The organism is Neobacillus sp. MER 74 (assembly GCF_023714155.1).
Map to the genome: position 1 here is coordinate 181,490 of NZ_JAMAUV010000008.1, position 14,497 is coordinate 195,986.

The window sequence follows — 14,497 nt, forward strand, 5'->3', positions numbered from 1 at the left end:
CTTCCGCTCGTTTTGTATTTTGTTTATTTTGGGGATAATAATTGATGAAGCAATTTATTAGCTTGATTTTTTAAACGATGTTATACTTTCGGTAGTAACTCAGTAATCATTAGGAGGGCAATATAAATGGCAATTTCACATTTAACTGATCAAAACTTTTCGGCTGAAACTGGTTCAGGCCTTGTTCTTGTAGATTTTTGGGCACCATGGTGCGGACCTTGTAAAATGATCGCTCCAGTTCTTGAAGAACTTGACTTAGAAATGGGCGATAAGGTAAAAATCACTAAACTTGATGTGGATGATAACCCGCAAACTGCAGCAAACTTTGGTGTAATGAGCATCCCAACTTTATTAGTGATGAAAAATGGAGAAGTCGTTGATAAAGTTGTCGGCTTCCAACCAAAAGATGCACTAGCAGGTGTTTTAGAAAAACACGTGTAAATAAAATGAAAATGCCTTAGCTTGGAAATAACCCAGCTAAGGTTTTTTTATTTTTCCAAGAGACTACTACTTTTAATTATGCGCCGTTTCCTTTAATATTTTAACAGTAGATTATATATAAGACGGGAGAGAGTGGCCGGAATGAATGAAACAATTAAGCAAAAACTGACGCTGCTGCCGGATCAACCTGGCTGCTACTTAATGAAAGACCGTCAGGGAACGATTATTTATGTGGGAAAAGCTAAGGTACTAAAGAATCGTGTCCGTTCCTATTTTACGGGGACGCACGATGGGAAGACACTAAGACTTGTCAATGAAATTGAGGACTTTGAATATATCGTAACCTCTTCGAATATTGAAGCACTTTTGCTGGAACTGAATCTTATTAAAAAGTACGATCCAAAATACAATATCATGCTGAAGGATGATAAAACCTATCCGTTTATCAAGTTAACAGCGGAAAAGCATCCCAAACTTATTATCACAAGAAAAGTAAAAAAGGATAAAGGCAAATACTTTGGTCCGTATCCCAATGTGACAGCAGCAAACGAAACCAAAAAGCTTCTTGACCGAATCTACCCGCTCCGCAAATGCTCAACCCTGCCGGACCGAGTCTGTTTATATTATCATTTAGGACAGTGCCTGGCACCATGTGTGAATGAAGTTCAGGAAGAACAGTATAAACAGATGACGGATGAAATCACCCGCTTTTTAAATGGCGGGTATAAGGAAATAAAAAAAGAGCTGAAGGAAAAAATGGCTGCTGCCTCCGAAGAATTGGACTTTGAACGTGCAAAAGAATATCGTGACAAAATCATCCATATTGAAACGATTATGGAAAAACAAAAAATTACGATGACCGATTTTACCGACCGTGATGTTTTTGGCTATGCAGTTGATAAAGGCTGGATGTGTGTGCAAGTCTTTTTTGTCCGCCAAGGCAAACTAATTGAGCGGGACGTTTCGATGTTCCCCGTCTATAATGAGCCAGAGGAAGAAATCTTAACGTTCCTCGGTCAGTTTTATTCGAAAGCCAATCACTTTAAGCCGAAAGAAATTCTCATTCAAGATGATGTCGAGTTGAGTTTAGCAGAACAACTGTTGGAAGTTAAAGTGCTTCAGCCCCAACGAGGACAGAAAAAGGATCTTGTGCAATTAGCGATTAAAAATGCAAAAATTGCTTTGAATGAAAAATTTTCACTAATTGAAAAGGATGAAAATCGAACCATTAAGGCAGTGGAGAACCTGGGAGAATTACTGGGAATCTACACGCCGCACCGGATTGAAGCCTTTGATAATTCTAACATCCAAGGGACAGACCCTGTATCAGCAATGGTAGTGTTCATTGATGGCAAGGCGAACCATCGTGAATACCGTAAATACAAAATCAAAACCGTTCAAGGGCCGGATGATTATGAATCGATGCGAGAAGTAACGAGAAGAAGGTACTCACGCGCGCTAAAAGAGGAACTTCCTCTTCCTGATTTAATCATTATTGATGGTGGTAAAGGGCATGTTGAAGCCGTACGAGATGTTTTGGAAAATGAATTAGGCTTAGATATTCCGCTCTCGGGGCTTGTAAAAGACGAAAAACACCGGACATCCCAATTGCTGTATGGCAATCCTTTAGGAATTGTTCCGCTCGGGCGAAACAGCCAGGAGTTTTATTTACTGCAAAGGATTCAAGATGAAGTCCATCGTTTTGCGATCACCTTCCATCGCCAACTGCGCGGAAAAACTGCGTTTCAATCCTTGCTTGATGATATTCCGGGAATTGGGGAGAAACGGAAAAAGTTATTGTTAAAACAGTTCGGCTCGGTGAAAAAAATGAAAGAAGCAAGTAAAGAGGAATTCATAAATATCGGAATTCCCATGAATGTAGCCGAAGAATTAATCAAAAAACTTCAGTCTTAGTGATTGTCAGAAAAAAAGGACCATGCTATAATAAGTGAAAATTTAATTTACTATCACTTTTACGTATTAAAGTGAAGGTAGAGGTGCGAGCTTCAAGAGTAGTGGTTCTGAGAAGGATGAGCTTCTGAGAAGAATCATGAAAGGGGATGTTCGCCGAAGTAAAGAAGGTCTCATAACTTTCTTTTCTGGTCCTGTATTGAATAAATGCTGGATTGTCAAGACTAATGTCTTGGAGAGCTATCTTACATTGTAGGTGCGAGAATTTTTTTCGTGTTTTAAGCAATGAGATGCCCTTCTCATTGCTTTTTTGTGTTTATTTGGGGAAAAATATGAATTACATCTGGAGAAGGGGAAAACAAACATGGGGATTATTGTACAAAAGTTCGGAGGCACCTCCGTCGCTAATGTAGAAAGAATTTTAAATGTTGCATCATGTGTAAAAGGTGAGGTTGACCGTGGAAATAATGTGGTTGTTGTTGTTTCTGCAATGGGTAAATCTACGGATACACTCGTCGGTTTAGCAAAGGAGATTTCAACGCAGCCAAACAAACGGGAAATGGACATGCTGTTATCGACCGGGGAACAAGTAACAATTTCGTTACTGTCTATGGCTCTCAACCAGCAAGGGCTTGATGCTGTGTCCTTTACAGGGTGGCAGGCTGGTATTATGACCGAACCAGTACATGGAAATGCCCGGATTTCTAATATTAAAACAGCAGCGATTGAATCACAGCTTGAATCCGGCAAGGTGGTTATTGTTGCGGGATTCCAAGGAATCACCGAAGAGGGGGAAATTACTACACTTGGCCGTGGCGGTTCCGATACCACAGCCGTTGCACTGGCAGCAGCCTTAAAGGCAGATAAATGTGACATATATACGGATGTAACGGGAGTTTTCACAACGGATCCAAGATATGTGAAGAGTGCCCGCAAGCTATTATCCGTATCGTACGATGAAATGCTGGAGTTAGCTAATTTAGGTGCAGGAGTACTTCATCCACGAGCAGTGGAATTTGCTAAAAACTATCAAGTACGTCTCGAAGTTCGTTCGAGCATGGAGAAAATAGAAGGAACAGTTATTGAGGGGGAAGCAGCAATGGAACAAAACTTAGTAGTCCGCGGAGTTGCATTTGAAGACGAAATTACAAAAGTAACAGTATTAGGGTTGGCTAATTCATTAACAAGCCTATCAACCATTTTTACCACACTTGCTGAAAATCATCTGAATGTGGATATTATTATCCAAAGCACAACTGAGGGTGGATCTGCGAATTTGTCCTTCTCTATTCATACAAATGATCTATTAGAAACATTAAAGGTCCTAGAAGACAATAAAGCTGTTTTGAATTATGAGCAAATTGATGCTGAAAACAAATTAGCGAAGGTGTCGATTGTCGGATCAGGGATGATTTCCAATCCCGGTGTAGCAGCAAAGATGTTTGAGGTACTCGCTGCAAACAACATCCAAATCAAAATGGTCAGCACATCAGAAATAAAAGTGTCAGCCGTTGTAGAAGAAAAAAATATGTTAAAAGCAGTAGAAGCTTTACACGAAGCATTCGGACTTGCAGTTCAATAAAAAAGAATGGTGTCAGGCACTATTCGGTGCCTGACACCATTTTCAATTAGTTTTTTTCCCATTTCACTGTGAAAACAACTTTATTGGATTTTTTTATTGGATGTTCGAAGGTTTCGGCGTTGGCTTCTTTTTGCAATTCAATTTGTTGAGCAAGGAATCCTGCTTCAAGTTGGAAAAAATGTTCAGCCTTTGACTTAACGCGTGAAATAATGAGCGGACTAATTAATTCAAATTGGAACTCAGTTTTATTTTCTTTCACAAGTTCTAACTGGCCCCATGAGGCCTTGGCGAAGAAATCAATAATCTGTTCTAAATCCATTAATGGATATTTTCGTGCAAGTCGTTTTCCAGCCCAATATAAAATTTCAGGTGTGTCTTTCCCTAAAATCTCAGGCAAGAGAACTTCTCTGATTAGTTCATATCCGAAGATAGAAATAGTTCTAGGTTCATCAATATCGATCGTTTCATTCATAACTGTACTATTATTCACAAGCTTCCCCTCTTTCTATCATTCTATTATATACATTTTTGGTTAATTTTTAGTACAGTTTTTCTAGTTATGATGAATCAAATTTAGCTTATTTTTTTGTTATTTTGCAATATCTTACCTTGTTTTCCATGATAATTATCATTCCCGATAAAGAAATAATAACAACCGTTTTTTCTTGGTAATTAATTGAAGGAATTCAAGAAATGTTGAGAAAAGACCCATTTTTTTAGCGAGTATATATTAATTATTATAATATCAATATATTTAAAAAATTTTAGTTTTATCCGAGTAATGTGTATCCGTTTTCTTGACGCTCTTAGATGATGGGAGTAAAATGAACTTGTCACATTATTGTCACAGTGATGCGAAGTTTCGACAAAAGTGGATTTAATTTGATAGAAACTGAACATCATTTTTTTTAACATTATAGGGGGGTAAATTTATGGCGGGTAATCGAGAGTTTGTTTATCGGAGATTGCATTCGTTGCTAGGTGTTATTCCAATCGGGATCTTTGTCATGCAGCATCTAATTGTGAATCACTATGCAACAGAAGGGGTAGAATCCTTCAACAAAGCAGCGAACTTTATGGGGAATCTTCCATTTCGCTATGTTTTAGAAACTGTAATTATTTATTTACCGATTTTATTCCATGCAATCTACGGGCTGTATATCGCTTTTACAGCTAAAAACAATGCAAGTCAATATGGTTTTTTTAGAAACTGGATGTTTATGCTACAACGTGTGTCTGGTGTAATTACACTAATTTTCATCACATGGCATGTGTGGGAAACTCGTATCGCTGCTGCTTTTGGAAATGAAGTTAACTTCCAAATGATGCAAGATATCCTATCATCCCCATTCATGTTTGGATTTTATGTTGTTGGTATCATTTCAGCAATTTTCCACTTTGCAAATGGCTTGTGGTCATTCTTGGTAAGCTGGGGCATTACAGTATCGCCTCGTTCTCAAGTGATTACTACATACGTGACAATCGTTATTTTCTTGGCTCTATCTTATGTTGGTGTAACGACATTACTAGCTTTTGTATAAAAAATGAACGATTGCTCGGAAAAATATTGGATTTTGGATTAAGGGAGTGAGTCACGAATGAGTAAAGGTAAGGTTATTGTAGTCGGCGGTGGTTTAGCTGGCTTAATGGCAACGATTAAGGTTGCAGAAACAGGAACACCAGTAGAATTATTTTCTTTAGTGCCTGTTAAACGCTCTCACTCTGTTTGTGCCCAGGGTGGTATTAATGGAGCAGTAAATACAAAAGGTGAAGGGGATTCCACATGGATTCACTTTGATGACACAGTATATGGCGGAGATTTCTTAGCTAACCAGCCGCCAGTAAAAGCAATGTGTGACGCAGCACCTGGAATTATTCACTTAATGGACCGTATGGGAGTTATGTTTAACCGTACTCCTGAAGGATTACTTGATTTCCGACGCTTTGGTGGAACACAGCATCACCGTACTGCATTTGCTGGAGCAACCACTGGTCAACAGCTGCTTTATGCATTGGATGAACAAGTTCGCCGCGAGGAAGTAGCTGGCCTTGTAACGAAATATGAAGGCTGGGAATTCCTGGGTGCAGTTGTTGATGACGATGGTGTGTGCCGCGGAATTGTTGCTCAAAACTTAAAAACAATGGAAATTAAATCTTTCTCTGGCGATGCAGTTATTATGGCTACTGGAGGCCCTGGTATTATTTTTGGAAAATCAACTAACTCTGTTATTAATACAGGTTCTGCTGCATCAATCGTTTACCAGCAGGGCGCTTATTATGCGAATGGAGAAATGATTCAAATCCACCCGACTGCCATTCCTGGTGATGATAAACTTCGCTTAATGAGTGAATCAGCACGTGGTGAAGGCGGACGTGTTTGGACATATAAAGATGGAAAGCCTTGGTACTTCTTAGAGGAAAAATATCCTGCCTATGGAAACCTTGTACCACGTGATATTGCAACACGTGAGATTTTCGATGTATGTGTAAATCAAAAACTTGGAATCAATGGCGAGAACATGGTATACCTTGATCTTTCTCATAAAGATCCACATGAATTAGATGTTAAACTCGGCGGTATTATCGAGATTTATGAAAAGTTTATGGGTGATGACCCTCGTAAAGTACCAATGAAAATCTTCCCGGCTGTTCACTATTCAATGGGTGGCCTTTGGGTTGATTATGATCAAATGACAAGCATTCCAGGGCTATTTGCAGCTGGTGAATGTGATTACTCACAACATGGTGCGAACCGCTTAGGTGCCAATTCCTTGCTTTCAGCCATTTACGGTGGAATGGTCGTTGGTCCAAATGCAGTGAAATATATCAAAGGTCTTGAAAAGAGTTCTGATGCTGTATCTTCTACCGTTTTTGACCGTCATGTCAAAGAACAAGAAGAAAAATGGAATGCTGTTATGTCCTTAAATGGAAATGAAAATGCATATATCCTCCATAAAGAGCTTGGCGAATGGATGACGGATAATGTAACCGTTGTTCGCCACAATGACAGACTATTAAAAACTGACGAGAAAATTCAAGAACTATTAGAACGTTACCAAAAAATTAACATTAATGATACATCTAAATGGAGCAACCAAGGGGCAGCCTTTACTCGTCAATTACAAAACATGCTTCAATTGGCTCGTGTTATTACGATTGGTGCATACAACCGGAATGAGAGCCGCGGTGCTCATTATAAGCCTGACTTCCCTACTCGTAATGATGAGGAATTCTTAAAAACAACAATGGCGAAATTTGTTGACAGTTCTTCCGCACCGGCCTTCCGTTATGAAGATGTTGATGTCTCATTAATCAAGCCACGCGAACGCAATTACGCAAAAAGTTAAGGGGGAGTAGGAATAATGTCTGATACTAAAATGGTGAAATTTATTATTTCACGTCAAGATAGCGAAAATACTGCTCCTTATGAGGAGGAATTTGAGGTTCCCTATCGTCCGAATATGAATGTCATTTCGGCGTTAATGGAAATCCGTAAAAACCCTGTCAATGCAAAAGGACAAGCATCTACCCCAATTACTTGGGATATGAACTGTTTAGAGGAAGTCTGCGGTGCTTGTTCGATGGTCATCAACGGCAAACCGCGTCAATCTTGTTCAGCACTGATCGATCAATTGGAGCAGCCAATTCGATTAGCGCCTATGAAGACATTCCCGGTAGTGCGTGACCTTCAAGTTGACAGAAGCAGAATGTTTGACGCCTTAAAGAAAGTAAAAGCATGGATCCCAATCGATGGTACCTATGATTTAGGACCAGGACCTCGTATGCCTGAGACAAAGCGTCAATGGGCGTATGAACTTTCTAAATGTATGACATGTGGTGTTTGCCTTGAGGCATGTCCAAATGTAAACAGTAAATCAAACTTCATTGGTGCACAGCCGCTTTCACAGGTTCGTCTTTTCAACGCACATCCAACGGGTGCTATGAATAAGGCAGAACGACTTGAAGCGATTATGGGCGATGGCGGACTTGCAAACTGTGGTAATTCACAAAACTGTGTGCAATCTTGTCCAAAAGGTATTCCATTGACAACCTCTATTGCTGCATTGAACCGTGATACAACTATTCAAGCGTTTAGAAGCTTCTTTGGAAGTGACCACGCGTAATTAAGCAAAACCTTCTTTTCTCATGTGGTAAAGAAGGTTTTTTGTCGTTTATTTACGCCGCAAACAAAAGTTCATAGGTATGAGGTGCTTTTTTTGATAAAAATCATTCTCCTGTCAGTAAATATAGTCACTACATTTGTATCGTTCACATAAGATATGTTGACTAAATATATACCCACCCCGTGTTCATAACTGGCGAAGGCAAGGAGGGTTACAGTACTTGAAGGAGAATGTTTATAATCATAAACCGTTACTCACCAAACGTGAAAGAGAAGTATTCGAGTTATTAGTACAAGACAAAACAACGAAAGAAATCGCTGGTGAATTATTTATAAGCGAAAAAACGGTTCGGAATCACATTTCAAATGCCATGCAAAAGCTTGGTGTCAAGGGGCGTTCACAAGCAGTTGTAGAGCTCCTTCGAATGGGAGAACTAGAACTTTAACATTGACCGGCATCCTTCTTGGAGGCCGGTTTAATTTTGAATAAATTAAACATAAAAAAGGTAAGCATATTCGAATCGAAATGCTTACCTTTTTTTAGCCGAAAGGAATGTAAAACCTTCCTATCAGGCATGAGTGAAATTACGCCTCTGTCTTCAATGCGGATTAATGGTACTTAAACATACTTCTCTGCTTAATTAAAAGCAGGTATTCTTACCATCCTTTGAAACCAAGAGGATAGATTACTTAATACGAATACTGCTCTAAAACCTAGTATAAGTAAGGTTGAGAATAAGCCGTAAATTATATTCAAAGTAACCCCTCCACACTGAAATTTAGTGTTAATAAGTAACACTAGGATTATTGTTAATCTGGAGACTAATTTTATTCGGTGAACTGTATTTTACCATGAACTTTTCCTTGAATTTACGACTTCGACTTGGTGTAACTATATTCTACTTCATCTTTTTCTTCATTATAGTCGACATGTAAATCATGTTGATTGAAAAACCACAAATCCCTTTCTTCAATATAAAATAACAAACCTTCTGCCTCAAATTTCACAATGATATCAAAAGGATCATTATCCACAGTGAAACCAAGTGAAAACCCTTCTTGGACGGGACTGTTTCCATATACCTTCGGATAAAACTTTACTTTATCCCCTTTTTTTAATTCGACTTCTTCCTTAAACCAGTTTAGTGCTGCCGTGCTAATTAAAATTTCCATTCTTTTCTCACCTTTGGCTTTCTATTCATTTTCCCACTTTATTATACTCCAAAGTGTGGCAAACTAATATTTTTCTAATAGTTTCAACTTGAATTTTTAGCAAAAAAGGTAGAAAATAAGAAGAAGCATAAAGTCTGACAACGAGAAACATTACTTTTAAATAGATGAATGTTTTGGAGTAGAGAAGCTTTTATAGGAGTGTATGAGATGAAACTCGAGAATTCACAAACGGCAAATGGGGACATTGTTGCAAATATTGAGAAGGATTTACGTTACATTTCTGGCATCATTAAGCAAAAGGGAAGAGAAATGTTAAGTAATTATACGATTACACCTCCACAATTTATCGCCCTGCAATGGCTCTTTGAAGATGGTGATATGACAATTGGGGAACTTTCTACGAAAATGTACTTGGCATGCAGTACAACGACAGATCTTGTTGACCGGATGGAAAAAAATCTTCTCGTAGAACGGGTGAAAAATCCAAACGACCGTCGTGTGGTGAGAATACATTTGCTTGAAGAAGGTAAAAGAATTATTGATGAAGTAATTAAAAAGCGTCAAGTTTACTTAGAAGAAGTGTTAGTGGATTTCACCCCGGAAGAAATTCATGTTCTTCAAAAAAGCTTAACGAAATTGCATCAGGAAATGCGTTAAAAGAGGCGATACGTTTTGAAACAAGCTATTGGTGTGATGGATTCTGGCGTCGGCGGATTAACCGTTGCCAAAGAGGTGATGCGTCAGCTCCCAAATGAGAAAATCATTTATTTGGGAGATACGGCACGATGCCCATATGGTCCGAGAACAACAAAGGAAGTTAAGAGGTTCACATGGGAGATGACCTCTTTTTTATTAGAGAAGAAAGTTAAAATGCTCGTCATTGCGTGTAATACCGCTACAGCTGCGGCGTTAGACGAGATTCGCAAGGAATTGCCGATTCCAGTCTTAGGGGTAATTAATCCTGGAGCACGTGCGGCCATTAAGAAGACCAAGAATTATCGGATCGGGATTATTGGCACTGAGGGTACTGTAAAAAGCGGGGCATACGAAAGAGCATTAAAATCATTAAATAGTCGGCTTTTTGTTAAAGCGCATGCCTGTCCTAAATTTGTTCCGCTTGTTGAGAGTAACGAGTTTGGAGGTCCGATTGCGGAAAAAATTGTCGACGAAGCCCTCAAACCGATGCTCAATGAAAAATTGGATACACTGATTTTAGGCTGTACCCATTATCCGCTGTTAGAGCCCGTGATAAAACAGGTCATGGGTGAGTCTGTCAGCGTTATTAGTTCGGGTGACGAGACAGCACATGAAATAAGTGCAATTCTTCAGTACAATGGGTTATTAGATACATGCGAGAATGATCCAGTACATGAATTTTACACCACTGGTTCAAGAAGAATATTCTCAAAAATCGCCTCACAATGGCTGGGATATCCAATTATCGACGTCAAAAAAATTAAACTATAATACAAAGGTGTCAGGCACCACCCGTGGACAAATGTCCACGAGCGGTGCCTGACACCTTTTAATTTTGTTCTATTTTTTTCCGTAAGTCGGTCTAATTTATTAGAAGGCTCGTATACATAGTAGTACAAACTTTCTTAGGGGGAATAGTTATGTCTAAAAATAAAGCAAAGATCCTTGTGTCGACTGTGCTTACATCATCAGTTCTACTCTCAGGTTGTGGTTTATTTGGGATAGAAACAGAAAAGAAAATCGATCCGCCGAAGAGTGTGACGATCAAGGATGATACAACAAGTAAGAAAACGACAACTAAAGAGACAAGTAAAGAAGCGCAGGAAAACACCGTCAAAACTGAACTATATCTAGTAGATAAAGACGGCTATGTCGTTCCGCAAACATTGGATCTGCCGAAAACCAGTTCGGTTGCTAAACAGGCACTTGAATATTTAGTGACGAATGGACCAGTAACTGATAAACTCCCAAATGATTTCCGGGCTGTTCTCCCAGAGGATACGGAGCTTTCTGTAAATATTGATAAAGAGGGCGTTGCAACGGTTAACTTTTCAAAAGAGTTTAAAAATTATCAAGCGGAAGATGAGATGAAAATTCTCCAATCTGTCACTTGGACACTGACACAATTTGATAATGTAAAAACTGTCAAGCTAAAAATGAATGGTCACGATTTAACTGAAATGCCTGTGAACGGAACACCCATTAGCGAAAATCTCTCCAGAGCAACCGGTATCAACCTGGATACTTCGAATGTGACGGATATTACTAATACCAAACCTATTACGGTTTACTATATTGGCGGTGAAGAAGGCTCTTATTATTATGTACCAGTCACACGCCGGGTCAGCAATAGCGAAAAAGATAACTATGTAGCAGTTGTTAATGAATTAATCAAAGGTCCAAGTGAAAAATCACCTCTAGTTTCTGAGTTTATGTCAGATGTTGAGCTCCTTGAGGCGCCGAAATATGAAGATGGAAAAGTCACTTTGAACTTTAATGAAAATATTTTTGGAAGCTTTAAGGAAAAAGAAGTTTCACAGCATTTATTAGATGCATTAGTGCTTTCCCTTACTGAACAAGAGGGCGTAGAAAAAGTAGCTATTCAAGTTAAGGGTAAGGCAGATCTTAAAAATGATAGCGGGAAGAAATTAACTGAACCTGTAACTCGACCAGAAAAAGTCAATACAGGTAGTTTTTAAAAAAAAATATTTGTTATACTATATAGGGACAATGAAAGAGGTTGGCTTAGATGCCGCCTCTTCTTTATTTGGTATTTAATGAATATGAATGTACCAATTCAAAAATAAAAGGAGGTAGTAATGGTGCGCGTTGATGGTAGAGAACCGTTACAACTAAGACCCATACATATTGAACCCAATTATTTAATGCACCCAGAGGGATCTGTCTTAATCTCTGTAGGGAATACGAAAGTGATCTGTGCAGCGAGCATCGAGGACAGAGTGCCTCACTTTATGAGAGGGGAAGGCAAAGGCTGGATAACGGCGGAGTATTCCATGCTGCCGCGGGCAACAGAAACAAGGAACATTCGCGAATCTTCCAAAGGAAAGGTTTCCGGTCGAACGATGGAAATTCAGCGGCTAATCGGCCGCGCACTTAGAGCAATAGTCGATTTAAGTGCACTAGGTGAGAAAACAGTTTGGATTGATTGTGATGTCATCCAGGCAGATGGCGGAACCCGAACAGCCTCAATCACGGGGGCTTTTGTCGCAATGGCACTCGCATTACATGCATTTTCTGAGAAAAAGTCCTTTGCAAAATTCCCGATTACTGATTATTTAGCAGCTACAAGTGTTGGTATCCTGCAAAATAATCAAACGGTCCTTGATTTAAACTATGCTGAGGATTCTAAGGCCCAGGTGGATATGAATGTAGTCATGACGGGCAATGGAGAATTTGTTGAACTGCAGGGGACAGGAGAGGAAGCGACATTCTCCTACGAACAGCTCCAAGGCCTGCTTAGTGCAGCCCAAGAAGGACTAATGGAACTATTTGAGCACCAAAAAGCAGTACTGGGAGAAGAAATTACCAAAAAGATTGAAAGTAGAAGGCAGAAATAAGTGATCTATGTTTCAGGGAGGTAAGAAGGAGGACGCGCTACTCTCGGATATGAGTGAAATACTCTCGGATAGGGTGGAGTTACTCTCGGATATGAGTGAAATACTCTCGGATAGGGTGGAGTTACTCTCGGATATGAGTGAAATACTCTCGGATAGGGTAGCGATACTCTTTGATAAGAATGATATACTCCCGTTTATCTATAATAATCTGATAAAACTTAATTTTTATTGGCTGTGTTAAAGGTTAATGTTGTTTTTGGAATTCTGTTGATTGGAGTGGAAGGTACGAAGACTCCTGCGGGAGTACGGGGCAGGGGAGACCCCGGGGAAAGCGAAGTGCCTGGAGCAAAAGTCAACAGACTAGTTTAACACAGCCTATTTATTAAAAAAATAAGAGGCGATTGAAATGAAAGAAGTTATTATTGCAACTAAAAATCCAGGAAAAGCGAGGGAATTTGAACATATCTTTTCGTCAAGAGGGATTACGGTTCGCACCTTGCTAGATTATCCAGAAATTCCTGAAGTGGAGGAAACTGGCACAACCTTTGAAGAAAATGCGACTTTGAAGGCGGTTTCGGTCTCCAAAGCACTTGGACAGATGGTCATTGGCGACGATTCAGGCTTGATCGTGGACGCCCTAGAAGGGAGACCAGGGATTTATTCAGCACGATATGCGGGCGAACCAAAAAATGACCAGAACAATACCGATAAAGTATTGTCTGAATTAGAAGGTATTCCTGAGGAGAAAAGGACGGCAAGATTCTACTGTGCCTTGGCAGTCGCAGTTCCAGGGCAAGAAACAGAAACGGTGTCAGGCACCTGTGAAGGACAAATTCTTGAAGCGAGAAGAGGTACAAATGGATTTGGCTATGATCCGGTTTTTTATGTGCCTGAGAAGGGTTTATCTATGGCCGAGCTATCATCGGAAGAAAAAAATAAGATCAGCCATCGTGCGAATGCCTTGAAAAAGCTAGATGTGGTCTTGGATGAAATTTTAGAAAGAGCGGAGCAATAATGAGTAAGGTTTTAATTGTTAGTGATAGCCATGGATTAACCAAGGAACTCCGTGTAATAAGAGAAAGACATTTAGATGAGGTCGATTTAATGATTCACTGCGGTGATTCAGAATTATCTTCGGATGACGCAGCGATTTCCGGCTATCTAACGGTAATGGGAAATTGTGATTTTGGTGGAGGATACCCACTTGAGAAAACTTCTGAAGTGGCGGGGCGCAAGTTTTTTATTACCCACGGCCACCGTTATTCCGTTAAGACCTCTTTGATGAATTTAAAATATAAAGCACAGGAAGTAAATGCGAATATCGCCTGTTTCGGACACTCACATGTCCTCGGTGCGGAAGTGATTGATGGGATCTTATATTTAAATCCAGGCAGCATCCGTCTGCCGAGGGAACGTTTTGAAAAGACTTATATCATTCTGGATTTGGAGAATGAAAAAATTAAAATGTCAGTGTTTGAAGTAAGTGGCCAGGAGGTTACGGAACTAGCCCGTGAGTTTGTCCTGTCATAATTAAGTGGGAGAATTCCTCTCCCTTTTTTCTTTTTTAAAAAAATAGTAGAAAGTGTGTTGACTTTTTGATCTTATGATAATATAATAAATCTTGTCTTAAACAACTTATATGTCCCAGTAGCTCAGCTGGATAGAGCAACGCCCTTCAAGAAAATAGGAGCCTTTATAGGGAAACAAGAACCT

Annotated in this window: 15 protein-coding genes and 1 riboswitch; of the genes, 13 read left to right on the forward strand and 2 right to left on the reverse strand. The window is 39.5% G+C overall.

Going from position 1 to position 14,497, the window contains the following annotated elements:
* Window positions 1–126: 126 nt before the first annotated feature.
* From trxA to M3610_RS15610, 3 genes are all read left to right on the forward strand, one after another.
* On the forward strand, window positions 127–441 hold the full coding sequence (gene trxA, locus M3610_RS15600; RefSeq protein ID WP_098574296.1) for a thioredoxin: 315 nt from the start codon (window positions 127–129) through the stop codon (window positions 439–441).
* Window positions 442–582: 141 nt separating this feature from the next.
* Window positions 583–2,355: an excinuclease ABC subunit UvrC gene (gene uvrC, locus M3610_RS15605; RefSeq protein WP_251460309.1), complete on the forward strand. Its 1,773-nt coding sequence runs from the start codon at window positions 583–585 to the stop codon at window positions 2,353–2,355.
* Between the two features lie 70 nt (window positions 2,356–2,425).
* A riboswitch (Lysine riboswitch) is annotated at window positions 2,426–2,603 on the forward strand.
* 113 nt (window positions 2,604–2,716) lie between these two features.
* Window positions 2,717–3,934, forward strand: coding sequence for an aspartate kinase (locus M3610_RS15610; RefSeq protein WP_098574292.1), 1,218 nt, complete (start codon window positions 2,717–2,719; stop codon window positions 3,932–3,934).
* 46 nt (window positions 3,935–3,980) lie between these two features.
* On the opposite strand, the gene M3610_RS15615 is transcribed toward M3610_RS15610, so the two are convergent.
* Window positions 3,981–4,424 carry a YslB family protein gene (locus M3610_RS15615; RefSeq protein WP_251460311.1) on the reverse strand — a complete coding sequence of 148 codons (444 nt, stop codon included), beginning with the start codon at window positions 4,422–4,424 and terminating at the stop codon, window positions 3,981–3,983.
* 442 nt (window positions 4,425–4,866) lie between these two features.
* Here M3610_RS15615 and M3610_RS15620 point away from each other — a divergent pair, with 442 nt between their 5' ends.
* The 4 genes from M3610_RS15620 to gerE all read left to right on the forward strand — a co-directional run bounded on the left by M3610_RS15620 (window position 4,867) and on the right by gerE (window position 8,503).
* A complete protein-coding gene (locus M3610_RS15620; RefSeq protein ID WP_098574290.1) occupies window positions 4,867–5,475 on the forward strand; it encodes a succinate dehydrogenase cytochrome b558 subunit in 609 nt (202 codons plus the stop codon).
* A 57-nt stretch (window positions 5,476–5,532) separates the two neighbouring features.
* Complete coding sequence (gene sdhA, locus M3610_RS15625) at window positions 5,533–7,281, forward strand: succinate dehydrogenase flavoprotein subunit (protein WP_251460313.1); 1,749 nt, start codon at window positions 5,533–5,535, stop codon at window positions 7,279–7,281.
* Window positions 7,282–7,296: 15 nt separating this feature from the next.
* Complete coding sequence (gene sdhB / locus M3610_RS15630) at window positions 7,297–8,058, forward strand: succinate dehydrogenase iron-sulfur subunit (protein WP_026563390.1); 762 nt, start codon at window positions 7,297–7,299, stop codon at window positions 8,056–8,058.
* A gap of 220 nt (window positions 8,059–8,278) precedes the next feature.
* Complete coding sequence (gene gerE / locus M3610_RS15635; RefSeq protein WP_026563391.1) at window positions 8,279–8,503, forward strand: spore germination transcription factor GerE; 225 nt, start codon at window positions 8,279–8,281, stop codon at window positions 8,501–8,503.
* 424 nt (window positions 8,504–8,927) lie between these two features.
* Here the strand turns inward: gerE and M3610_RS15640 are convergent, their stop codons facing one another.
* Window positions 8,928–9,230 (reverse strand): HesB/YadR/YfhF family protein, encoded by a 303-nt coding sequence (locus tag M3610_RS15640; protein ID WP_098574286.1) that lies wholly within the window; start codon window positions 9,228–9,230, stop codon window positions 8,928–8,930.
* 207 nt (window positions 9,231–9,437) lie between these two features.
* Between M3610_RS15640 and M3610_RS15645 the strand changes: the two genes are divergently transcribed.
* The 6 genes from M3610_RS15645 to M3610_RS15670 all read left to right on the forward strand — a co-directional run bounded on the left by M3610_RS15645 (window position 9,438) and on the right by M3610_RS15670 (window position 14,314).
* Window positions 9,438–9,887: a MarR family winged helix-turn-helix transcriptional regulator gene (locus tag M3610_RS15645; RefSeq protein WP_098574284.1), complete on the forward strand. Its 450-nt coding sequence runs from the start codon at window positions 9,438–9,440 to the stop codon at window positions 9,885–9,887.
* 15 nt (window positions 9,888–9,902) lie between these two features.
* Window positions 9,903–10,697 carry a glutamate racemase gene (racE, locus tag M3610_RS15650; RefSeq protein ID WP_285851254.1) on the forward strand — a complete coding sequence of 265 codons (795 nt, stop codon included), beginning with the start codon at window positions 9,903–9,905 and terminating at the stop codon, window positions 10,695–10,697.
* 149 nt (window positions 10,698–10,846) lie between these two features.
* Complete coding sequence (locus M3610_RS15655) at window positions 10,847–11,905, forward strand: GerMN domain-containing protein (RefSeq protein WP_251460315.1); 1,059 nt, start codon at window positions 10,847–10,849, stop codon at window positions 11,903–11,905.
* Between the two features lie 123 nt (window positions 11,906–12,028).
* Window positions 12,029–12,784 carry a ribonuclease PH gene (gene rph / locus M3610_RS15660; RefSeq protein WP_251460454.1) on the forward strand — a complete coding sequence of 252 codons (756 nt, stop codon included), beginning with the start codon at window positions 12,029–12,031 and terminating at the stop codon, window positions 12,782–12,784.
* Between the two features lie 406 nt (window positions 12,785–13,190).
* Entirely contained in the window at window positions 13,191–13,799 is a 609-nt protein-coding gene (locus tag M3610_RS15665) for an XTP/dITP diphosphatase (protein WP_251460317.1), read from the forward strand.
* The gene (locus tag M3610_RS15670) at window positions 13,799–14,314 is read left to right on the forward strand and encodes a metallophosphoesterase family protein (protein WP_251460320.1); all 516 of its coding nucleotides are present in this window, start codon (window positions 13,799–13,801) and stop codon (window positions 14,312–14,314) included. Before M3610_RS15665 ends, M3610_RS15670 begins: the two co-directional genes overlap by 1 nt.
* Window positions 14,315–14,497: the final 183 nt, after the last annotated feature.

Bases quoted from the DNA above. Each gene is read 5' to 3' on its own strand.
- M3610_RS15665 (WP_251460317.1), top strand. From the start codon at position 13,191: ATGAAAGAAGTTATTATTGCAACTAAAAATCCAGGAAAAGCGAGGGAA.
- trxA (WP_098574296.1), top strand. From the start codon at position 127: ATGGCAATTTCACATTTAACTGATCAAAACTTTTCGGCTGAAACTGGT.
- sdhA (WP_251460313.1), top strand. From the start codon at position 5,533: ATGAGTAAAGGTAAGGTTATTGTAGTCGGCGGTGGTTTAGCTGGCTTA.
- M3610_RS15655 (WP_251460315.1), top strand. From the start codon at position 10,847: ATGTCTAAAAATAAAGCAAAGATCCTTGTGTCGACTGTGCTTACATCA.
- M3610_RS15645 (WP_098574284.1), top strand. From the start codon at position 9,438: ATGAAACTCGAGAATTCACAAACGGCAAATGGGGACATTGTTGCAAAT.
- M3610_RS15610 (WP_098574292.1), top strand. From the start codon at position 2,717: ATGGGGATTATTGTACAAAAGTTCGGAGGCACCTCCGTCGCTAATGTA.
- M3610_RS15620 (WP_098574290.1), top strand. From the start codon at position 4,867: ATGGCGGGTAATCGAGAGTTTGTTTATCGGAGATTGCATTCGTTGCTA.
- M3610_RS15670 (WP_251460320.1), top strand. From the start codon at position 13,799: ATGAGTAAGGTTTTAATTGTTAGTGATAGCCATGGATTAACCAAGGAA.
- M3610_RS15640 (WP_098574286.1), bottom strand. From the start codon at position 9,230: ATGGAAATTTTAATTAGCACGGCAGCACTAAACTGGTTTAAGGAAGAA.
- uvrC (WP_251460309.1), top strand. From the start codon at position 583: ATGAATGAAACAATTAAGCAAAAACTGACGCTGCTGCCGGATCAACCT.
- sdhB (WP_026563390.1), top strand. From the start codon at position 7,297: ATGTCTGATACTAAAATGGTGAAATTTATTATTTCACGTCAAGATAGC.